At 30.5% G+C, this 22,198-nt stretch carries 25 protein-coding genes; 18 read left to right on the top strand and 7 right to left on the bottom strand.

Features of this window, described 5'->3' with window-relative positions; all coding sequences use genetic code 11:
- The first annotated feature begins 166 nt into the window (after positions 1 to 166).
- From LNQ49_RS22180 to LNQ49_RS22155, 6 genes are all read left to right on the top strand, one after another.
- Entirely contained in the window at positions 167 to 2,008 is a 1,842-nt protein-coding gene (locus LNQ49_RS22180) for a DUF4280 domain-containing protein (RefSeq protein ID WP_229991122.1), read from the top strand.
- Positions 2,005 to 2,670, top strand: a complete 666-nt coding sequence (locus tag LNQ49_RS22175; RefSeq protein WP_229991121.1) for a hypothetical protein — start codon at positions 2,005 to 2,007, stop codon at positions 2,668 to 2,670. The genes LNQ49_RS22180 and LNQ49_RS22175 overlap by 4 nt, the downstream gene beginning before the upstream one ends.
- 141 nt (positions 2,671 to 2,811) lie before the next feature.
- Positions 2,812 to 3,168, top strand: coding sequence for a hypothetical protein (locus LNQ49_RS22170; RefSeq protein ID WP_229991120.1), 357 nt, complete (start codon positions 2,812 to 2,814; stop codon positions 3,166 to 3,168).
- Between the two features lie 79 nt (positions 3,169 to 3,247).
- Positions 3,248 to 3,805, top strand: a complete 558-nt coding sequence (locus tag LNQ49_RS22165; RefSeq protein ID WP_229991119.1) for a hypothetical protein — start codon at positions 3,248 to 3,250, stop codon at positions 3,803 to 3,805.
- A gap of 269 nt (positions 3,806 to 4,074) precedes the next feature.
- Entirely contained in the window at positions 4,075 to 4,419 is a 345-nt protein-coding gene (locus LNQ49_RS22160) for a hypothetical protein (protein WP_229991118.1), read from the top strand.
- Positions 4,420 to 4,499: 80 nt separating this feature from the next.
- Positions 4,500 to 4,955 (top strand): DoxX family protein, encoded by a 456-nt coding sequence (locus LNQ49_RS22155; RefSeq protein ID WP_229991117.1) that lies wholly within the window; start codon positions 4,500 to 4,502, stop codon positions 4,953 to 4,955.
- Positions 4,956 to 5,030: 75 nt separating this feature from the next.
- Here the strand turns inward: LNQ49_RS22155 and LNQ49_RS22150 are convergent, their stop codons facing one another.
- From LNQ49_RS22150 to LNQ49_RS22130, 5 genes are all read right to left on the bottom strand, one after another.
- A complete protein-coding gene (locus LNQ49_RS22150; RefSeq protein WP_229991116.1) occupies positions 5,031 to 5,876 on the bottom strand; it encodes a DUF2911 domain-containing protein in 846 nt (281 codons plus the stop codon).
- A gap of 60 nt (positions 5,877 to 5,936) precedes the next feature.
- Positions 5,937 to 6,608 carry an HAD family hydrolase gene (locus LNQ49_RS22145; RefSeq protein WP_229991115.1) on the bottom strand — a complete coding sequence of 224 codons (672 nt, stop codon included), beginning with the start codon at positions 6,606 to 6,608 and terminating at the stop codon, positions 5,937 to 5,939.
- 148 nt (positions 6,609 to 6,756) lie between these two features.
- A complete protein-coding gene (locus LNQ49_RS22140; protein WP_229991114.1) occupies positions 6,757 to 7,470 on the bottom strand; it encodes a tRNA threonylcarbamoyladenosine dehydratase in 714 nt (237 codons plus the stop codon).
- Positions 7,471 to 7,495: 25 nt separating this feature from the next.
- Positions 7,496 to 8,143, bottom strand: a complete 648-nt coding sequence (locus LNQ49_RS22135) for a TatD family hydrolase (RefSeq protein ID WP_229991113.1) — start codon at positions 8,141 to 8,143, stop codon at positions 7,496 to 7,498.
- On the bottom strand, positions 8,143 to 8,745 hold the full coding sequence (locus tag LNQ49_RS22130; protein WP_229991112.1) for a DUF1684 domain-containing protein: 603 nt from the start codon (positions 8,743 to 8,745) through the stop codon (positions 8,143 to 8,145). The genes LNQ49_RS22135 and LNQ49_RS22130 overlap by 1 nt, the downstream gene beginning before the upstream one ends.
- A gap of 95 nt (positions 8,746 to 8,840) precedes the next feature.
- On the opposite strand from LNQ49_RS22130, the gene LNQ49_RS22125 reads away from it, so the two are divergent.
- From LNQ49_RS22125 to LNQ49_RS22100, 6 genes are all read left to right on the top strand, one after another.
- A complete protein-coding gene (locus tag LNQ49_RS22125) occupies positions 8,841 to 10,061 on the top strand; it encodes an MDR family MFS transporter (protein WP_229991111.1) in 1,221 nt (406 codons plus the stop codon).
- 178 nt (positions 10,062 to 10,239) lie between these two features.
- On the top strand, positions 10,240 to 10,599 hold the full coding sequence (locus tag LNQ49_RS22120; RefSeq protein ID WP_129538193.1) for a BlaI/MecI/CopY family transcriptional regulator: 360 nt from the start codon (positions 10,240 to 10,242) through the stop codon (positions 10,597 to 10,599).
- Between the two features lie 6 nt (positions 10,600 to 10,605).
- Positions 10,606 to 12,273 (top strand): M56 family metallopeptidase, encoded by a 1,668-nt coding sequence (locus LNQ49_RS22115; RefSeq protein ID WP_229991110.1) that lies wholly within the window; start codon positions 10,606 to 10,608, stop codon positions 12,271 to 12,273.
- A gap of 35 nt (positions 12,274 to 12,308) precedes the next feature.
- Entirely contained in the window at positions 12,309 to 12,671 is a 363-nt protein-coding gene (locus tag LNQ49_RS22110) for a BlaI/MecI/CopY family transcriptional regulator (RefSeq protein ID WP_229991109.1), read from the top strand.
- Positions 12,672 to 12,675: 4 nt separating this feature from the next.
- Positions 12,676 to 14,343 carry a M56 family metallopeptidase gene (locus LNQ49_RS22105; RefSeq protein ID WP_229991108.1) on the top strand — a complete coding sequence of 556 codons (1,668 nt, stop codon included), beginning with the start codon at positions 12,676 to 12,678 and terminating at the stop codon, positions 14,341 to 14,343.
- A 178-nt stretch (positions 14,344 to 14,521) separates the two neighbouring features.
- Positions 14,522 to 14,662 (top strand): SsrA-binding protein, encoded by a 141-nt coding sequence (locus LNQ49_RS22100; RefSeq protein WP_229991107.1) that lies wholly within the window; start codon positions 14,522 to 14,524, stop codon positions 14,660 to 14,662.
- A gap of 81 nt (positions 14,663 to 14,743) precedes the next feature.
- On the opposite strand, the gene LNQ49_RS22095 is transcribed toward LNQ49_RS22100, so the two are convergent.
- Together LNQ49_RS22095 and dnaK are read right to left on the bottom strand one after the other, a co-directional pair.
- The gene (locus LNQ49_RS22095; protein ID WP_229991106.1) at positions 14,744 to 15,298 is read right to left on the bottom strand and encodes a fasciclin domain-containing protein; all 555 of its coding nucleotides are present in this window, start codon (positions 15,296 to 15,298) and stop codon (positions 14,744 to 14,746) included.
- Positions 15,299 to 15,674: 376 nt separating this feature from the next.
- Complete coding sequence (gene dnaK, locus LNQ49_RS22090) at positions 15,675 to 17,561, bottom strand: molecular chaperone DnaK (RefSeq protein ID WP_229991105.1); 1,887 nt, start codon at positions 17,559 to 17,561, stop codon at positions 15,675 to 15,677.
- 525 nt (positions 17,562 to 18,086) lie between these two features.
- Here dnaK and LNQ49_RS22085 point away from each other — a divergent pair.
- From LNQ49_RS22085 to LNQ49_RS22060, 6 genes are all read left to right on the top strand, one after another.
- Complete coding sequence (locus tag LNQ49_RS22085) at positions 18,087 to 18,845, top strand: hypothetical protein (RefSeq protein WP_229991104.1); 759 nt, start codon at positions 18,087 to 18,089, stop codon at positions 18,843 to 18,845.
- 157 nt (positions 18,846 to 19,002) lie between these two features.
- A complete protein-coding gene (locus tag LNQ49_RS22080; protein ID WP_229991103.1) occupies positions 19,003 to 19,602 on the top strand; it encodes an SMI1/KNR4 family protein in 600 nt (199 codons plus the stop codon).
- A gap of 162 nt (positions 19,603 to 19,764) precedes the next feature.
- Positions 19,765 to 19,914 (top strand): hypothetical protein, encoded by a 150-nt coding sequence (locus LNQ49_RS22075; protein ID WP_229991102.1) that lies wholly within the window; start codon positions 19,765 to 19,767, stop codon positions 19,912 to 19,914.
- A gap of 181 nt (positions 19,915 to 20,095) precedes the next feature.
- Positions 20,096 to 20,593: a hypothetical protein gene (locus LNQ49_RS22070; protein ID WP_229991101.1), complete on the top strand. Its 498-nt coding sequence runs from the start codon at positions 20,096 to 20,098 to the stop codon at positions 20,591 to 20,593.
- A 154-nt stretch (positions 20,594 to 20,747) separates the two neighbouring features.
- Positions 20,748 to 21,389, top strand: a complete 642-nt coding sequence (locus tag LNQ49_RS22065) for a hypothetical protein (protein WP_229991100.1) — start codon at positions 20,748 to 20,750, stop codon at positions 21,387 to 21,389.
- 42 nt (positions 21,390 to 21,431) lie between these two features.
- Positions 21,432 to 22,145 (top strand): hypothetical protein, encoded by a 714-nt coding sequence (locus tag LNQ49_RS22060; RefSeq protein WP_229991099.1) that lies wholly within the window; start codon positions 21,432 to 21,434, stop codon positions 22,143 to 22,145.
- The last annotated feature ends 53 nt before the right edge of the window (positions 22,146 to 22,198 follow it).

Here is a 22,198-nt window from a genome sequence, read left to right as displayed (position 1 = left end):
TATGCATTACTAATAAATCCTAAAAAATAACTTAAACGATTAAGTAGAAATATAAGTTGGTTTGATGATTTTTTTGAATGATAAACATAACCCGATATTAGGCGAGGTGTTTTGAAAACAGAGATAAAAAACAATCAACTGCTTTATATTATAAAACAACACTTTAATGGCAAAACCAGATAATACTTTAAAACGAAAACAACGTGAAGAAAAAGAAGATGCTGAGGATGGATTAAAATTTGTCATTGATGGAGCCAAACTTAAATGTGACTTATGTACCGTTCCGGAAGGTGATTTAAAAGTAAATTATGATACTCCAAGTACACAAGACAAGCGAACAGCAACAATCGTTGAGAAAGATAAAAAGAGTGTAATCTTTAAAGGCAATTGCAAAAAAAGCCCTCAGAGTGCCAGTCCTTGTGCCTCAGTAATGAAACTTGCCGACTGGAAAGATGTGGGAACCGTATATTTTCAGGACAAATTTCCATTACTCCTAAAAAGTACCATAAAATGCGAATATGGAGGTGTTCCTATTAAAATTACAGATTCAGCACAACGTAACGTAATCGAAAAAATTGATACTATTGGGGCTCCAGTGCTGAGTCCTATACTAGATTTTGATATCAAGTTTACCTTAGACAAAACTGAAAAAACAGTAGTCCCTTTTGGAATATTAGATTTTAAAGATAAAATAGAGAATCCATTCTTTAGATTTAAATATAAACTTGAAAAATCAAACATAGATGATCTTCATTTTGAGATAATTGACGAAAGTGGAGACCAACTATATGCATATAATTACCTGAAACCTGTAATTATTCAGAATAAAAGTAAAAAGACTAATAAGGTTTCAAATATCCCAATGATATCAGCAATAAAACCAATAGGTAGCCCTGATCTTGAGCCTAATGATTATACGGTTATGGGAAGTTATATTTTAAGTTGGGATGGCTTTGATAATGATGAAATTTATGATAGTACTCGATTTAATAGCAAAAATCTAAAAGCCAAAATTACAGCGAGAAAAGATGGCATCGTAAAAAGTATTGTTGTAGATTTCTCTACAAAATACAGTCAAATAGAATGGACAGATGTTAAGATTGACAAAAAAACCAAACGTATTGATGTGACTTTGAGGGTAGATTTAAAGGATGGTGGTGATGAAGGATTTGAAAAAGAAAAGTATAGAAGCGAATTTGATGATCCAAGAATTCCCATGTTTAGAGAAAGATACGTCTGGGAAAAAATACCAAAATCTGTTTTAACAAAAATTGGAAAGCCTATTATCAAACAGAGAACTCGATCATTTAAAGAATTAGAACAATTAGCTCTGAAAGGATTAGAAGAACATTGGTCTAGAAATCACGAAAGAACTATTGGAAATAATGTTTCTATAAATTCAGAACAATATGAAGTTTTTATTAAGGCATTAAATACTATTAATAAATCAATGGATGATATTGACTTGAAATATAGTACAAATCTTTATTGGGGGAGATCTAATAATTCGGGAGATGCAAGTACAATAAAATCAGTGATTGCAAATATTTTAGAATATATACCTTATGTCCCTTTAAATGAAACCATATACTACAACGCTGGTTATCAAGATTATAATTTAAAAATTCAAACTGAATTATTAAGAAATGATGCGGATTGGCGATATATTGATGAAACTTTTTTTTATTATGGTAACAATAAAAACACTCCGATAGAAGATAAAGAATTTTCATTTACTTCAGCACATGAATTGGGACACTCAATACTTAAGGCAATTGCTGAAAAATCTGGAGGAAGTACCGATCATTCATATCAACATAAAGGAAGTTCGGATTATTCGGATGTATTACCTATCTCAAAAGGAGGCAAAAAATATCCTAAAATAGGAGAAATTGATTTAATGAAATATTATAACAATGACCCGCATAGATATGATTATGACAGAGTTGTTGCTACAGAAGACGATGTTTTGGGACTTATTTGGTTAACGAAAATTGAAATAAAATGACATTAATTTTTTTATTACTTATTGCTTTATTCCTTTTCGCATATGCAAAAAGAAATAAGACGTGTTATATATTATTTTTCATATTAAGTACTTTCTTTTGTGTCTTAATTAAAATTAATCCTGATTTAAATGAAAAATATAATTTAAGACAAATTCTGTATCTAGTTGATAATTTTAATTTTACTATATTCATAATAGTAAGCATTCTAATCATTACATTATTAATCTTTATAATTTTTGATAGAACAAAGAAAAAAAAATCCCGCATTCTGTACTCTTTTATTTCTACACTAGGAGTGTTCTTTATTCTACTTATTCTTTTAGCAATAAATATATTTATTGTAAAAGAACCTTTAAAAAATTATTTTGAAGGTTATGTTTTTAATGAGGAAAAAAAGCCTTTGGTTGGAGTTAAAGTCATTGATGGAAAATCAAGTAATAATTATGTATTAACTGATGAAAAAGGCTTCTTTAAATTGAAAAAAAAGGAAAATATTGATGATGAATCTAATTTAGTTTTTATAAAAAATGGGTACAAGGATAGTATTGTTATAATAAAGATAAATAGTTACCATCCTCCTAGTTCTCATTTTCTTTTTTTAAGAACAGAATTTGATACTATAAGAATGGCAGTGGATGAACGTACAAAATTGATACAATAACAATTTATAAAACCCGATAGTCATAACTTAAAATTTCATAATTGTCCCCCTTATTATGCGTCATCTTCTCCTCCTTCTTTATAGATAGGTATGTTGTTGCCACAGAAAAAGAAGCTCTTGAATTGCTATAGCTAACTAAAAATGAAAAAAAATAACCTCTTATTATTAGTACTAGTATTATTAGTATCATGTACCAAGGATACACAAAGAGTAGAAATGAAATGTTATGTATATGACTCCATTTCCAAAACTCCAATTGGAAATGTAGAAGTGATACAATTATTAGATGGAGAGCATGTAGTTGTAGCTATGTCTTCGATAAAGGGGTATTTTGAAGTAAGCAAACAAACCAAACTAAGTTTAGGAATGGAATCTCATAATTTGGCAAATTTAATTCTTTTAAAAAAACAAAATTATTTAACAGATACTATTGAAGTATATGGTAATTCAAATGATTTGTATAAAAAAGACTCAATATTTATGAAAAGATCAAAATAAAAAATAATTATAATGAGGTTGTTGCCGCAGAAAATTATGTTTTTGGATTGCTATGGTTAACTAAAATTAAAGTAACGTAATGAAAGATTTTTTCATATTGTTGTTAGCTGTTGGATTCATAATTTTAACAATTAAAATTTTTAAAAGCAAACAAAATTTAATGCTAAAGCTTTTATTTTGTTTGATATCTCTTGTAGCATTTTACATTATTTTTTTATTTTTAATGAGTACAATTTGGGAAAATGGAAGAAAACCTAAATTAGAAGATAAAGGATTTGGGTTACCTATAAAGTCCATTTATTTTATTAATGATAAAAATGAACCTATCCGTATAATATTAGACTTTAAATATACCGAAAAGGAAAATATTAAGTCTAATATAAATCTACAATACAACAAAATAGATACAATTTATCTGGATAAATTAAAAAGTATAGGTAGTCAAACTCCAATACTTTTTAAAGATACTAGTATAAAATTCCCTCAAAAATTCAGTATAAGAATTATAGATACTGCAGGAAACGTTGCAAAGACATATAATAAAGAAGATTTTTTTAATAGTATAGAGAAATCAAAATATACAAACAGAAATGATATAGAATCCAAACAAACAAGTTGGACGTTAAAAATAAAGTAACGTGTATATTCTTTAACAAGTATGAGAACTTGAATAACCTTTTATAAGAGGAATTCTTATTATTTTCTTCAAAATACCAAACCACTAGAAAAAGAATCATTTATTAAAAAATATCTTTACATTGATTATTTGGAAAAATCTAAAGGTGAGAATTTACCCTCAGGCAAAATTGATTTAATGAAATATTACAATGATGGAACAGGTAATCGAAATAGGACTGTTACAGCAGAAAGTGATATTTTGGGACTTATTTGGTTAACTAAAATTATATGAAATATTTAATATTTATTTTTATTGCGTGTTTTTTTGGGTGTACAGGAAAGAAAGAGCCCAATTGCTTTATTGAAGGTATTGTGTACTTTGAAAACAAACCTATAGCTAATATTGAATTTGGAGTTATGGAGATGATTGATCCAATACACAGTAGTAATGATCGCATTGGTATAACAAATAATGATGGTAAATTTAAATTAATGATAAATTCAGGAGAAAAAGGAACAGTAGTATATTTCAAACATAATGATGAAATTAATGACACAAAAATGTATAAATGCTCAGGTAATAAATTAGACACAATTTATTTAAAAACTACTAAAGAAATTTTAGCAAAATAAAAAAAACCGTTTACACATAACTAGCAATTAATCAATAAATTAGCGCTTTTAATTAATCTCGAACCAATAGAATATAAAAAATGAAACCACTATTCGTTTTACTTTCAACTTTTATACTGTCAATTATTATTATAAAGCTGGTAACCCATCAATATGACTTATTATTTGCTGCAAGAATATCAATGTGCATTATGCTTTTCTTTACAGCAATTGCACATTTTGCCTTTACAAAAGGCATGTCAATGATGATACCCCCATTTGTGCCATTTAAAACAGAATTAGTATATGTAACAGGTATATTAGAAATTATACTTGGAATTGGCCTTTTAATGCCTGATTTTAAAGTGTACTCAGCATGGGCTTTAATTGTATTCTTTATTTTTTTGCTTCCAGCAAATATTTATGCAGCAATAAATCATATTGATTACCAAAAAGGAACATTCAACGGAAACGGAACATCCTATTTATGGTTCAGAGTTCCTTTGCAAGTCTTTTTTATACTCTGGATTTATTTGAGTGCTATTAAAATATGGTAAATTCTGAACAAGACATAAAAAAATCCCATTTTGAAATATTTTCAAAATGGGATTTTTTATAAATAGAATAAATTATTATTTACTCCATTCAGAAATACTGTCTTTATTCATTTTTACGTAATCCTGATTTTTAGCAGCTTCTGAAGCAGCAAGTGAAACTTTAGCAGTTTCAATAGCTCCTTTTTTGTCTCCTTGTTTAGCTTGGATTAAAGATTTAAGTCTGTAGAAATAGAAAGGCTTATCTGCACTTAACTCAATTGCTTTGTCAACATACTCTCTTGCTTTAGCAATATCTCCCCCTTTAGCTTGGAAAGTATATTGTGCTGCTGCAAAATAATCATTTGATGATGGTCCAGCCAATACTCTTTTGATACTTTCTGAAGCAATTTTATCTGTAGGAACTTCAAATTTAACTGATGCTGAAGAATTTTCCCAAGCAATATCAATAGTTCCTGAATTAGCGTCTAGATTATTAATTCCAATTGTGAATGTTTCAACTGCTTTGTTTAGAGCATCTTCTTTTACAGTAGTTTTTAAAGCTACATCAGCATCACTCCAATTTTCTGGCAATCCCCAGTTATCCGTTTTTGAATAGAAAATAACATCCCAACTTTCAATTCTTGGAACAGTGAAGATAGCATATTTTCCTTTTTTCAATGTTTTTCCATCAATTACAACATCATCACTAAATGATATTACTGAATTTTCGTTTGCACCCGTTCTCCATAATTTACCAAACGGAACCAAATTTCCAAAGACTGCTCTACCTCTAGCGCCTGGTCTTGAGTAAGTAACTTCTACATCTGTTAAACCAACAATCTGGTTTACAACTGCTTTCGGACTCGCTTGAGGTGTTTTTATTTGTGCTTCTGCTACAAATGGAGCAATAACAATTGCTAAGGCAATAAGTACTTTTTTCATTATTTATAGTTTTTTTGTTTTCCCAAAATTACGAATTCGATCAATTCGAAATGTTAATAATTACCTAATAGAAGACTTTATTTGTACTATTTTTTCAAAATTTAATTCATTAAAATGATTAATAACGATATCAGCATCTGATAAGTCCTGCATTTTAGAATGTTCGCTATTATATCCTACACAATATATTCCTGCTGCTTTTGCAGCTTTTACACCATTTGTACTATCTTCAATGATAATACAGTTTTCTTTTGGCGCTTTAGACAATGATGCTGCATGTAAAAAAATCGCTGGATTTGGCTTAGATTGAGGAAAGTCTTCGCCACTTACGGTATCAGTAAAATATTGATGCAAATTAAAACGGGTAAAAACACGCTCAATAGTCACTTTTGAAGCTGATGAAGCTAGAATCAATTGTATACCATTAGCATACAAATCCTTAATTAAATCCTCAACACCTTCTAATAAATACAAATCTTCTTTGGTATCGAAAGCATCATTAAAAATAGTTCTTTTTCTCTGAATCAAATCTTCAACTCCTTGCTCTATCGATGGAAAAATATTCTTTAAAGCTTGAAATGTATTACGTGTAGAAAATCCTGTGAACGAAGTATAAACTTCATCAGACACTTCTATATTTAATTCCAAAAATTGTTTGTGGTAAGCATAAGAATGTACGGGTTCTGTATCTACAATTACACCGTCCATATCAAAAATTACTGTTTTAATCATTTTTTTATTTTTAAGGTACTAAGATTCTAAGTTATGTGGGCTTTAAATAACAGAAATTCAATGTTTTTTTTCAAAATGCTTACCGAAACTGTAAACTGTCACTGGATACTGCCACTGTAAACCGAGACTGAATACTGAGACTAAAAAACTACTTCTTAAGCAAATAACGAATCACGGTTTCGGCAGCATATAAACCAAATAATCCTGGCATATAGCTATTGGTACCGTAAAATGATTTCTTAAAATTAGATCCGTCAGTCATTTTCAAACTTGCTTCATCTTGAATCTCAGAAGAAAAAACCACTTTCAATTTATCAATTTTAGCTTCTTTTAATCTTCTGCGAATTGTTTTAGCAAAATAACAATTTACTGTATTCGAAATATCAGTAACTTTTACTTTCGAAGCTTCCATTTTTCCACCAGCTCCCATACTGCTAATAATTTTTACACGCTTGCGTTTGGCAGCAATAATCAAGTTTAGTTTTGGAGTAACACTATCAATGCAATCCAAAACATAATCAAATTCCTCAGTAACTATCTCGAAAGCACGCTCAGGTGAAAGAAACTCCTGAACTCTGATTAATTTTAATTCAGGATTAATATCCATTAAACGGTCACCTACAATAGTAACTTTAGGTTGCCCTACAGTTGAGTGTAAAGCTGGCAATTGTCTGTTTATATTGGTAATATCTACTACATCTCCATCTACAATAGTCATCGTTCCTACTCCTGCTCTGGCTAAAAACTCTGCTGCAAATGATCCCACTCCACCTAATCCAACAACAAGAACGTGTGAATTTTTAAGATTATCTAATCCCTCTTTTTTAAATAATAATTCGGCTCTTTCAGTCCACTCTGCCATATATTTTGTTTTTTATTAGTTCTTTTTATTTATTAAATACAATTTTAAAATTACTCCAGATTAACTGTTTTAATTCATCAATTGTTATGTTTTTGTATTTTGCTGCCAAAGCATATACTGTTTCTATGTTTTCATCAATAGTATCGGTTTCTAGAAAAAATCGATTATCAGGAATGCTTTTAAAGACAGTTTCTAAATGTGGATTCTTGATTAAATATTTTCCAAAAGAAATATAGAATCCATTATCCAAAAGCTGTTTGGCTACTTGTTCATTTTTTGAAAACCCATGAATAATCATAGGAACAGTAATCGTCAATTTCTTCTTTAAAGCAATTACTTCCTGAAATGCTGCTACACAATGTATGACAACAGGTTTTTGATGCTTTTGAGCAAGAAGTAATTGTTTTTCAAAAACAGCTACTTGCAGTTCAAACGGAACTTCAGTTCGTTTATCCAAACCACATTCACCAATAGCTAGACAATTTTCGGTTGCTAGTTTTTGATCTATAATCTCCAAATCAGCTTCAATTCGATCCTTAACAATATACCACGGATGAATTCCTATGGAGTAATAAGCAATACCTTCATCAAAATCATTAGGGTATTGATTGACCAAATCCAAAATATCTGGATGATTTATAGATTTATGTGTATGGAAATTAAAAAATTCCATTAATCATGAAACTTTTTAACTCCTGCATGAATAGCCACATTCAAATCATTCTCCAAAGGTACAATTGGGCATGAATATTTATGATTATAAGCACAATACGGATTATACGCCTGATTAAAATCAACAGCTATAGTATTTCCTTTTGGAATTTTTAAATCAATATATCTCCCTCCTATATAGGTCTCTTTACCAGAAGTTAAATCTGAAAAAGGAAGAAACAGATGGTCTTTATATTCAGCTTTTTTAGAAAGATCAATATTTTTGTATACGTTTAATTGGGAGTCAACACCATCAATAGTGAAATAAATCGTACCATATTTTATATACATTGGCTTTCTATCTGTTGATGTTTTCATCTCAAAAGCTTTTTCATTTTTAGCTTTCACAAATTTAGCTACAACTGAATATTTCTCATTTATTGGATAAAAATCTAATGTCTTGAATGTTTTTAAGTCTTCGGCTAATAGTGGACTCGTTTTCACATCAGCATATTCACCATTAATAGTCTTTTGAAAATTTTCGGCAGCAGCACTATTTAATTTTTCTTGAGCAACCCCAAAATTAAATGCTAAAAGTATCAAAAGTAGAATTAGTTTTTTCATCTTATAAATTTTAGCAAAAATAGTTTAAAAGTAACAAAGCAACAAAGACTGAAAGTTACAAAGTTTTATAACTTTGCACATATAACCCATTTATAATGTTTATAACTGCCTTTCAACGTTACATTAACAATTTCAGAGGATTTTCTAGAGAGATTTGGATACTAACACTTGTTACGTTTATTAATCGTGCCGGAACAATGGTACTTCCTTTTTTATCTAAGTACTTAAAAGAAGATCTTCAGTTTACGTACAACCAAGTTGGGTGGATTATGGTTTCTTTTGGATTAGGCTCTATGCTTGGTTCTTGGCTTGGTGGTAAACTATCAGACAAAATAGGCTTTTACAAAATAATGGTCTTTAGTCTCTTTACTAGTGGTGTTTCCCTTTTCTTTTTACAATACCTAACATCTTTCTGGACATTATGCGTCGGTATGTTTTGTATTATGGCTGTAGCCGATATGTTTCGTCCTGCAATGTTTGTTTCTCTTGGTGCTTATGCCAAACCCGAAAATAGAACCCGAGCCTTAACATTAGTACGACTTGCAGTAAATCTAGGTTTTGCAGCCGGTCCTGCATTAGGAGGTCTAATTATTATGGGAATTGGCTATCAAGGATTATTTTGGGTTGATGGAGCTTCATGTATTGTTTCAATCTCAATTTTTGCCTTATTAGTAAAAGAAAAGAAAAAACCAGTTCATGATAGTAGCCATGACATAATATGCGAACCAAAATCAGTGTTTAAAGACAAGATATTTTGGATGTTTTTATTTGTGAGCTTTGCAACTGCCATGATTTTCTTTCAGCTTTTCACAACTTTACCATTATATCACAATGAGCAATTTGGTCTAACCGAATTACAAACTGGACTCTTAATGACTTTGAATGGTCTCTTAATATTTTCATTAGAGATGCCAATTGTGAGTTATTTGGAGCGTAAAGCATTTCAAAAGATAAAAATAATTATTTACGGCTCACTATTGATGGGCTTGAGTTTCTATTTGCTGCTAATTAATGTTTGGGCTGGAATCCTTGTATTTGCAATGATTGTAGTTTCTCTAGGCGAGATATTGACTTTTCCATTCTCAAATGCTTTCGCCTTAAGCAGAGCACCACGTGGCCAAGAAGGGCGCTATATGGCCTTATACACTATGAGCTTTAGTTTGGCGCATATTGTCAGTTCTAAAGTAGGTTTTGAATTCATTACTCAATTAGGATATCAAACCAATTGGTTCATAATGGGATCTATTGGACTAACCGCTACAGCTTTTTGTTTTTGGATTCGAAAAGAATTGCAAAAAGAAAACAGCATTTTATAATAGCCTAGAATCGCTCCTAAAACAAATTAACACCCTGTAAAACAATATTTTAAACTAGAAATACGTTTCTAACTATACTTCTTTAAACCATACATTAACTAAAAAAATAGTTGAATAACTGCTTTTTTAGTTGTGTAACTATAAAATTAGTTGTAAGTTTGATTTAAAATTAGAAAACATGCAAAAGTTAACCAATAAAGAAGAAGAGATAATGCACATTTTATGGAAGCTAAACAAAGCTTTCGTAAAAGAAATCCAAGCTGAAATCACTGAGGATCAACCGCATTACAACACGCTATCTACCATTGTGAGAAACTTAGAAGAAAAAGGTTTTGTAGCACATACTCCTTTTGGAAACACACATCAATACTACCCTGTTGTAACTTTAAAAGAGTATAGCAAGCGTTTTATGAATACAGCAATTGACAATTATTTTAATAGTTCGTATAAAAATATGGTCTCCTTTTTTGCTAAAGAAGAAAAAATTTCTGCAGACGAATTACGCGAAATATTAGATATGATCGAAAACAAAAAATAATAAATTATGGAAGCAATTTTTATCTATATTCTTAAAACTAGTGGATTAATCACCCTATTCTATTTGGCATATTACATTTTATTGCGGAAAGAAACTTTTTTTAATGGCAATAGATGGTTTTTGCTATCTGGATTAATTACTTCCATTGTATTACCCTTTATAATTTACACCAAAACAGTTTGGGTTGCCCCTGCTTCGGCTTCAAATAACGATAATTATCAAATTTTCACTCCTCAGGTCAATACAGATATACCTTTTCAAATTGATTGGAATCTTACACTAATAGCTATTTATAGTACAGGGTTTCTAATTCTATTGATAAAATTTGCTATTGATTTCTATAGTTTAAATTCAGTAATAAAAGGCAAGAAAACACAACAACAAGCTGACTTTAAATTTATAGATACAAAAGAAAGCATTGCTCCTTTCTCTTACTTTGACTATATTGTATACAACTCATCACTGTATAGCCCTTTGGAACTAGAAAGTATCATTGAACATGAAAAAGTACATAGTGAGCAAAATCATACTGTAGACGTTTTAATATCGAGAGTCTTTTGCATACTATTTTGGTTCAACCCAATTATTTGGCTATACAAAAAAGCCATTCTACAAAATCTTGAATTTATAGCAGACAGTGAAGCTGCTCAAAAAATATCAGACAAAAAAGCATATCAATACACCCTTTTAAAAATAACAACACATGAAAATTGTGTTGCAATCACCAATCATTTTTATCAATCATTAATCAAAAAACGAATCATTATGTTAAACAAAAATCAATCAAAAAAGAGAAATTCTTGGAAGTTTTATGTTGTAATTCCAGCATTAGTGGCTTTTGTACTTTTATTTCAAATAGAAGTAATTGCAAAAGAAAAGGAATCAAAAACAGAACCAGTAAAAGAAATTTCAAAAGAAGCTGCTAAAGAAAAAGTTACGTCAATGGATGTATACAAAATCAAAAAAAACACAACAGATCAGGAGCTAAAAGTACTAGCAGAAACCATTAAGCAAAAACACAATATTGATGCAGTTTTCTCTGATGTAAATCGCGACTCACAAAACCAACTAACTGCTATTAAAGTAGAATTAAAAAAAGGTACTGAATTAGAAAAAACGTTTCTAATCAATGAAAATAAAGCTATCAAAAACTGTGGGATTCTTGTAATAACTTATGATGATAACACCAAAAAGATTCTTTTCACCACCGACGATAATATTAATAAGGCTAAACTGGTGGAAGATTTAAAAAATGAATCATTTACTGAGAATTCAAAAGCTGAATCAAAAGATAATAAAAGCTTTACTACTACAAATAACAATACTAATAAAACCGTTAGTATCAGCATTCAATCTAAAGGGGATAAAGATATTGTTGTAACTAATAGTATAACTACGCAGGTGAATACAGATACCAAAACAGGATCTACAATCAAAATAACAGATACTAAAACTGGAGCCAATTTCAAAGTAACTTCTCCAAAAGATGGTGCCTCTAAAAATGCAGAACAATTAATAATTGTAGATGGAGTAATACAATCAGACCAAATTTCCCTTGACGATCTTGATGCACAGAATATCAAATCAATGAGTGTCTACAAGGGTGCAGACGCAATAGCTAAATATGGTAGTCAAGGTCAAAATGGTGTAATTGAAATTGAAACCAAAAAATAATTTCTTCAATTGCTTATAAAATAAAAACTTAAATCATGCAAAAGTTAACCAATAAAGAAGAAGAGATAATGCATATTTTATGGAAGCTAAACAAAGCTTTTGTAAAGGAAATCCAAGCCGAAATCACCGAGGATCAACCGCATTACAACACACTATCGACCATTGTGAGAAACTTGGAAGACAAAGGTTTTGTGGCACATACTCCTTTTGGAAATACACATCAATACTATCCTGTTGTAACCTTAAAAGAGTATAGCAAGCGTTTTATGAATACAGCAATTGACAATTATTTTAATAGTTCGTATAAGAATATGGTTTCCTTTTTTGCTAAAGAAGAAAAAATTTCAGCCAACGAACTACGTGAAATACTGGAAATGATCGAAAACAAAAAACAATAATTTCATGGAGGCAATTTTCATTTATATTATTAAAACTAGCGGATTAATCACCCTATTTTATTTGGCGTATCACATTTTATTGCGAAAAGAAACATTTTTTACTAGTAATAGATGGTTTTTATTATCGGGACTAATCACTTCGATTGTATTGCCTTTTGTTGTCTATACTAAGATCATTTGGGTTGCCTCCACCACTAGCGCTACTCCAGTAAATTTTACTGCACCAATAAATGCAACTCAAACAATTCCAGTAGAACAGAATTGGCTTGACACCCATTTAAATTTATGTTTAGTTCTATTATATGTTTCAATCATCACTTTGTTATTACTAAAATTTGTTTTCGATTTTTATAGCTTAAAAAGAGTTATTAAAGGAAAAACCATTCAAAATCAAGCCGATTTTAAGTTTGTGGATATTTCAGAAAACATTGCTCCATTTTCTTTCTTCAGTTACATTGTGTACAACTCATCACTGTACAACCCTACTGAACTAGAAAACATTCTTGAGCATGAGAAAATTCACAGCGAACAAAATCACACCACCGATGTATTGATTGCAAGGATGTTTTGTATTGTATTCTGGTTCAATCCAATTATTTGGCTATACAAAAAAGCTATCCTGCAAAATCTAGAATTCATTGCCGATGCTGAGGCCTTGAAAAAAATAGCCGATAAAAAGGCGTATCAATACACACTTTTAAAAATAACAACACATGAAAATTGTGTTGCAATCACCAATCATTTTTATCAATCATTAATCAAAAAACGAATCGTCATGTTAAACAAAAATCAATCAAAAAAGAAAAATTACTGGAAGTATGCTTTAATACTTCCATTATTAGGGGCATTTGTATTCTTATTTCAAGTAAAAGTAATTGCACAAGAAAAAGAATCAAAAACAGCAGCAGTTGAAAATGTAAAATCAGATCAGAAAAATTTTCTTATTTACAATATTAAAAAGAACACAACGGATAAAGAACTAGATGAAATTACTCAAAAACTAAAAGAAAGTCATGAGATAATAATTGCATTTTCAGAAGTAAAAAGAAATTCTGACCATGAACTAATAGGAATAAAAGTCGACATAAAAAGGATAAATGGAAAATCACAAATAATGCAAATTAATGGTAATGAAGCAATAAAACCTTTTGGTGTTGTTGTAACAAAAAATAGTGACGGTAGCAAAACTGTCAATTTACAGATTGATGAAAAAATACATCAACCAGTTGATATGACAGAAAATCAAATTGATCAAGAGGATTACAATATTGATGAAGAGCGTCCTGTACCGCCAACGCCACCAACACCACCCAATGTTCCAAACTTCCCTAATGGTCCAATGCCGGTTGCAAATGTTGATTTATCAAAAATGCCAAAAGCACCAATGCATCCACTGAATGTAAATGATGAGAAAGCAATGAAAAAATTCAACAAAGAAATGGCTGAATTTAGCAAAAAGATGGAAAGCTTTCAACCAGATATGTCTAGTTATGAAAAAGAAGTCGAAGCTGTAATGGCTAAACGTGAAGCGATTTATGAAAAAGAAATGGCCAAATTCGACATTGAAATGAAAAAATTTGATCTAGGTATGAAGGAATTTGACAAAGAAATGAAAAAATTCAATCGTGATATGGAAAAATACAACAAACAAGTACTAAAGCTTGAAAAATAAATTAAAATCAAAAAATCATTAGCTCTTTCTCCTAAAAACACTAATGCCGAAGACATGATAAAGAGAATAGATAAACTACTGTTAAAATAGCATTTAATCACTTATTTAAAAGCCCAATGAAAAGACTTTGTGATGCCACAAAGTCTTTTTTTATATCTTTGAAAAAAATCCTACTCCTATGTACAAAATTCTAGCACAGATAAATAAATTAATTTTACCCAGTTTTACCAAGCAAGGTCTTGATGTAACTAAGGCTAAGAAATGGCAAATGGCAATAATTGGCTACCGTTATTTTGTTACAGCACGCGCTCTAGGATAACATATACTACCTATAAAACACAAAAAAGTCCTGTACAACATACAGGACTTTTTTGTGATTATTGGGACAATCGAGTTGCAATTATTTTTTTGGCAGCAATACAGTATCAATTACATGAATTACACCATTAGACTGGTTTACGTCAGCAATTGTAACTTTTGCTTTGTTTCCACTCTCATCACTTATGTATAAATCTTTTCCTTTCATCCAAGCTGTAAGAGTTCCACCGCTAACTGTTTTAAGTGTAGCTTTACCACCACCCATTTTTATTGCTTTAGCAACATCCGATGCATTCATTTTTCCTGCCACAACATGGTAGGTTAAGATATTTTGCAACGTTTTAATATTTTCAGGTTTCAATAATGTTTCAACTGTACCTTTTGGCAATTTATTAAATGCCTCATTTGTTGGTGCAAAAACAGTAAATGGACCTTTTCCTTCTAAAGTTTCTACTAAGCCAGCTGCTTTTACTGCTGCTACCAATGTAGTATGGTCTTTTGAGTTTACTGCATTTTCAATAATATTTTTGTTTGGGTACATTGCTGCTCCACCAACCATAACTGATTTTTGAGCGAAAGAAGTTGCTCCAAATACTAATGCAAAAATTGCTGCTGTTAAAATGTTTTTAGTTTTCATGATTACGTTTTTAAGATTGTTATAATTTAATTTATAAGTTTTATAATGTCATTTACGCTATAACTTTCTATTTGGTTTTTAATATTCGAAAATAAATGAAACAAAAAAAACAAATCTCTTATAAACACCTACTAAACAAAGGAGTAAGACTTATTAAAAATCTTGTAAAATTTCTAATTATTAGAAATAAAAGAATCACATCAAGCAAGAAAACCTCAAGAAAAAGAATAGAAATCACTAATTTTTTTAAACTTATAACTAAAAAACAAAACCCAACTAGGTTTAAAAACCAGTTGGGTTGTATCAATTAACATTAGAAATAAGCAAAAAAAACCGAGTCATTTCTGACTCGGTTTTCATTATTGTTAAAGAAGAATTATTTTACTTCTTCGAATTCAACGTCTTCAACATTGTCTCCTTGAGGCTCTCCACCTTGTGGTTGAGCTGCTTGTTGACCTTGTTCTCCTTGAGCATACATTGCTTCTGTAGCTGTTTTCCAAGCTGCATTAATGTTGTCAAGAGCAGTTTGAATAGCTGGAATGTCTTGAGATTGGTGAGCCATTCTCAATTCAGTTAAAGCGTACTCAACAGCAACTTTATGATCGTCAGCTAATTTGCTTCCTAACTCTTTCAATTGAGTTTCAGTTTGGAAAATCATGCTGTCAGCTTCGTTTAATTTCTCAGCTCTTTCTTTTGCTATTTTATCAGCATCAGCATTAGCTTCTGCATCTTTTTTCATTTTTTCGATTTCTTCAGCTGTTAATCCAGAAGAAGCTTCGATACGGATATCATGAGATTTTCCTGTTCCTTTATCAGTTGCAGAAACTTTGATGATACCATTTGCATCAATATCAAAAGTAACCTCGATTTGAGGAACTCCTCTTGGTGCTGGTGGAATACCATCTAAATGGAAACGACCGATAGTTTTGTTATCAGCAGCCATAGCTCTTTCACCTTGCAATACGTGAATTTCAACAGATGGTTGAGAATCAGCAGCAGTTGAGAAAACTTGTGATTTTTTAGTTGGAATTGTAGTATTAGACTCAATTAATTTAGTCAATACACCACCCATAGTTTCGATACCTAAAGATAAAGGTGTAACGTCAAGTAACAATACATCTTTTACATCTCCAGATAATACACCACCTTGAATAGCTGCTCCAATTGCAACAACCTCATCAGGGTTAACTCCTTTAGATGCTTTTTTACCGAAGAATTTTTCAACTTCTTCAGCAATTCTTGGCATACGAGTAGAACCTCCAACAAGAATAACTTCGTCAATATCAGATGTAGTTAAACCAGCATCTTTTAATGCTTTAGCAACAGGCTCCATAGAACGTTTTACTAAAGAATCAGTTAATTTTTCGAATTGAGCTCTAGACAATTTTTTCACTAAGTGTTTTGGTCCAGAAGCCGTAGCTGTAACGTATGGTAAGTTGATTTCAGTTTCTGAAGCAGAAGACAATTCAATCTTAGCTTTCTCAGCAGCTTCTTTCAAACGTTGTAATGACATTGGGTCAAGACGTAAGTCGATACCTTCTTCAGCTTTGAATTCGTCAGCTAACCAGTCAATAATTTCGTGGTCAAAGTCATCTCCACCTAAGTGAGTATCACCGTTTGTAGACAATACTTCGAAAACTCCGTCTCCTAATTCAAGAACAGAAATATCAAATGTACCTCCACCTAAATCGTAAACAGCAATTTTTTGATCAGTTCCTTTTTTATCTAATCCATAAGCAAGTGCAGCTGCAGTTGGCTCATTGATGATACGCATAACTTTAAGACCTGCAATTTCACCAGCTTCTTTTGTAGCTTGACGTTGTGCATCATTAAAGTAAGCAGGAACAGTAATAACTGCTTCAGTTACTGTTTGACCTAAATAGTCTTCAGCAGTTTTTTTCATTTTTTGAAGAGTCATTGCAGACAATTCTTGAGCAGTATATAAACGACCATCAATATCCACACGTGGAGTATTGTTGTCACCTTTTACTACTTTGTATGATACTCTTTTTGCTTCATTTGTAGTTTCAGCAAAAGTGTGTCCCATAAAACGTTTAATAGAAGCAATCGTTTTTGTAGGATTCGTTACCGCTTGTCTTTTTGCAGGATCTCCTACTTTAATTTCTCCACCTTCAACAAAAGCGATGATAGATGGTGTAGTTCTTTTTCCTTCTGCATTAGGAATAACAACTGCTTCGTTACCTTCCATTACAGAAACACAAGAGTTCGTAGTCCCTAAATCAATTCCGATTATTTTACCCATTTTTTTATATATTTAATTTTGATGTATACTTATTTTAACAACTCATGGTGCTTAAGTCAATCTTTGTGCCAATACAAAAAAACTATATAAATTGTCAGTTTTACTGTCGGCATAATAAAAACAATCTGACAACATGACATTTTACAAACCTGACATTCGTGGCATATCAGTACTTTAAGTGTCATTCCTAGGAGCTAGTTCCTGCTATCCATTCTATCTTTTCCTTGTTAAAGGAACAAGAAAAAGGATGCCACTCCTATCAGGGCTAGAACAATCACCACCCTTTTATAGTATCTTTTTTTCATGAAACATAAAATTAGACATTTTCAATAAACCTTTATATTTCAAAGTGTTATTAAAAAAACAATTAACATCTTAGATACAAAAAAGACAAGGAATTAGTGCAAAAATCAAAACTTGACTCAATTAATATTTTTAATCGTATTTTCGTTTAATCAAAATACTTGACTTAAAAAACATCAAAACCTTGCCAAACACCATCGCAAGTAATCATCTAAACCTATCATGAAAAGCACAATATTAAAAATTATAGTTCTCTTAATCTTCGGTACTACTAACACTTATGCTGGATGGTACAAATGTTATAATTATAAAGGAACAATTGATAAATATCCAATTTCATTTTCTATCCAAATTACAGAAGAATATTTTGGAGAAAAAGCAAAAAAAGCATTTAATATAAATGGTGTCTATAAATATGACAAACATAACAACCCCATAAAACTTGAAGGAAAGATAGACTTCAAAAATAATAAAGCATTTATTTACGAAATTCAGAATAACAAAAATACTGCTGTTTTTGAGTTTAACTTTTCAGAAAAAGAATGCAATGGAACTTGGACAAATCTAACTACTAAAAAGGTTTTACCATTACATTTAAGCTTTATTTCAAAACTCACTGATACATCTGAAAAACATACATTTAACAATATTGAAATCCTACAATCAAATTCATTAACCGATTATTACTTTGTTGGGATTTATTCGAAAAAACCAGAAGTTGATCGTGCACAAATGGATAAATTAAAAATTATCAGAAAGAGCAATAATTCAGTTTTTCAAACTTTAAATTTTTCAAAAATAGAAACACAGACAGGAAATGTAATGACTGTTATTTACGACAATGTCGAGAATGTAAACCTAAAAACAAAGACACTAATTATATCTAATAATATCGGACGAGTTGGCGGATATTTAACCGTGGAGTATGACTCCAAAACTAATTCGTTTAAAATAGACCCTGAAGTGTCAATTGAGGGCTAAAAAAACTGCTATTAACAACCTTTGATTAAACTTTTAATCACGTAAATACTCGGATTCAAAATTACCCAACCTCTTCAAGTGCCTGAGTATTACATCCAAACAGATAAAGACTGCAACGCCAAACGAAGGAACAGGAATATTTATTAAAAATAAAAAAATGGACGCAGAAAAATATATAGCAGGACTAAAAAAGGCATATTTTGACAACAATGCGAAAGAGACTTGGGAGCATTTTGAAAAAATTAAACACGGCGCAAGTAAGGAAGATATTGAAAAACTGAAAGAAGTATTTCCTAATATCACTGACACATTGATTATGCTGCTTGAATATGTAGATGGAACCTATTGGAGAGAATATGCAGGAGAGGAAATTACTCTTTATTTTCTTGGTTCTGATATTCAAGAATACCCGTATTATTTGTTATCATCCAAAGAAATTATAGAAAATCAAAATCTCGCTATCAACTATTATTCAGATTTCATAGAAAGAAAATATGATGAAGTAGCGATTGATGAAAAAATAACAAATAAAATCGGCGAGCTAAAATGGCTTCATTTTTCTGATTGCATAAATAATGGAGGGACATCAAAACTATTTATAGATTTTAGCCCATCCGAAAAAGGAAAAAAAGGTCAAGTAGTGAGGTTTTTACATGACCCAGACGAATTTAGTGTAATAGCAGACAGCTTTGAAGAATACTTAAAAAAAGTAATGGATAATGGATATAATTTCATCAACGAAGATATTGCTGATTAAATAAAAACTGCCTACAGCTAGAGTTTTACATCTAGCAGACTAAAATGCAAAATTTAACATTAGTAATTCTATTAATTTAGATCAAGAATTTAAATTTGTAATGAACTACCTAAGTAAGAAAATATTTTTCTTGAACCTGACAAAGAACCAAATTGTGCCATAATGAAAAATGGAAAATTTGCAAGTACAAGCTATAGCCCGAAAGAATATTATATGATAGTTAAAAACGGAATCCAAACAGAATACATCGAAAGTGGACAAGGTCTTACCCTACCATGGATATTAAAAAAAGTAAACATACAAGAACAATAATCCTTTTAGTAGCCAATCCTGCTATTCGCTATATCTTTTCCTAGCTAAAAAAGCTAGAAAATGATGTTGTTACTATCAGAGCTAGAAATCCCTCAAGCACACAAATTAATTAACAATTCATTTTATATTTTGTAATGTTTTATTTATATTTTAGTAAAATAATTCAAAAAATACATCAATAATGGAAGACAAAGAATACATAAGTATCGATTTTAAGTTTAATCAAGAGAAGCCATCTTTTGGAGATTTTTTTAAAATTACAGGATTTTCCAATCCCAATTTTCCATCAAAAAATGACATGTTTTTGAATTTCGCAGACCTTGAAATAGAACAAATAGATGACTATTTCGGAATTAGCAATCAAGATGACGAAGGTGATGACGTTACTTTATGGCTATTCCCCTTAATAAAAAACGATGAAGTTTTTCATCACAAAGGTCCTTTTGATGGAATACGTTTACAATATGACACCCTTAGAAATACCACACACAAAATAGCCGTTGTTGAGATGGTTTTTGAATCATTCAAAAAACACCTAGACGCAACAATATTATTCAACAATAACCCCATAGAAAACTTCTCAGTCATCAAAAATAATATTGATGCCAATATAGCATTTTGGAGAAATAAAGACATTGAACCAGGTAGTGAAGATGCTCTGATGCAAGACGATAAATAACCTTGCTCGCAAAAAACATTTATCAATTCAAATATCTAAACCTATCCCTAATCATATATTAGAGATAGGTTTTTTACACAAATGAATTAACTTTTAATTAATTTAGATCAAGAATTTAAATTTGTAATGAACTACCTTAGCAAGAAAATAATAAATGGTAAAACTTAACTATAAAAATTATCAGATTGAAGTCTTTAACGACAGCAATTACACGATAAATTCGGCTGATAATTTAAAAGTTTACGATACTGTTTTCTTTCAAGGAAAAAATGACAAGGATGCGTTTTCTCCAACAAGTAAATGCGGTATTATTATTAAGGAGTCAGATACCGAAATAGCAAGTGCAATAATTTGCGAAAGTGGTGGTGCAACTGCAATAACTGAAAAATCATTTATAATCGAAGATGACAAAATCTGGATTTGCGTTTGCAACAAAATCTATTGCCTCGAAATACCAAGTTTAAATTTAATATGGCGCAAAGAAATAGACTTCATAACTAATTTTTCGATACATAAAGTTCAAGATGATTTTATTATTCATGGAGAACTAGATATTAAAAGAATAACCAAAAGTGGAGAAATAATATGGAATTTTGGAGGGAGAAATATCTGGGTAAACCCAGAAGGCAAACCAGAATTTAATATAGAAAACGATCAGATTCATTTATTTGATTTTGAATCTAATGAATATATTTTGGGTTTTAACGGACAAACTATCTTAGACAACCCAAAACCAAGCTCAGAAAAAAAATGGTGGGATATTCTTAAAATAGCCCAAGAAATCAAGAAAAAATAAACCAAAAACAATAGTCTTTTTATAAAAACATTGACAAATCCAATGAAAAACACTGTAAATCTATTAATACTATCATTGATGCTCTTTTCTTGCAATCAAACTACAAAAGAAAACGCAATTGATAAATCAGAAGACAATATTGATTCTATTCAAATAGAAAAAAGCAAAACAGATTCTATAAAAAAACACCAAACATTTAATGACTCAATCGATAGTCTTGATGAAGATTTAAAAGCATTTGTACCTAAAGATTATAGCATAATAAGCATTGAGTCAGGTGATCTTAATCTAGACGAGTACACCGATGCTATTTTGGTTTTACGCAAAACTAGTGAAGAGTCAACATCCAACTATGCCGAAAACAAACCCGACAAAAGACCTATGCTTATTTTACTAGGACAAAAAGGAGGCACATACACTTTAGCTCATAAAAATAACAATGCAGTATACTGTATTGATTGTGGTGGTGTCTTTGGAGATCCATTTACAGGAATATCAATAAAAAAAGGCTACTTCTCAATAGAACATGGCGTTTCGGGAGGGCATCATTGGGAGCGTATTACTACTTTTAAATACAATCAATCCAAGAATAATTGGCTGCTCTACAAAGATCACTATATCGATTATAAATTTAATAGTGACACCAACGACAATGCCGAAGCTATCGTTGTTGATTTTGAAAAACTAAAAACAGTAAAAGACTTTGGAGAAATTTCTTTCGAAAAATTCAACATCTACAATGACAAAGGATATTAGTGATATTAAAAAAATCAATTAATTTACATCCAATTTATACATTTAATTACTAT

It is taken from the genome of Flavobacterium pisciphilum (assembly GCF_020905345.1).
Taxonomy (GTDB): Bacteria; Bacteroidota; Bacteroidia; order Flavobacteriales; family Flavobacteriaceae; genus Flavobacterium; species Flavobacterium pisciphilum.
Note: the sequence above shows the minus strand (reverse complement) of the source record. Positions and strands in the feature narration are given on the sequence as shown.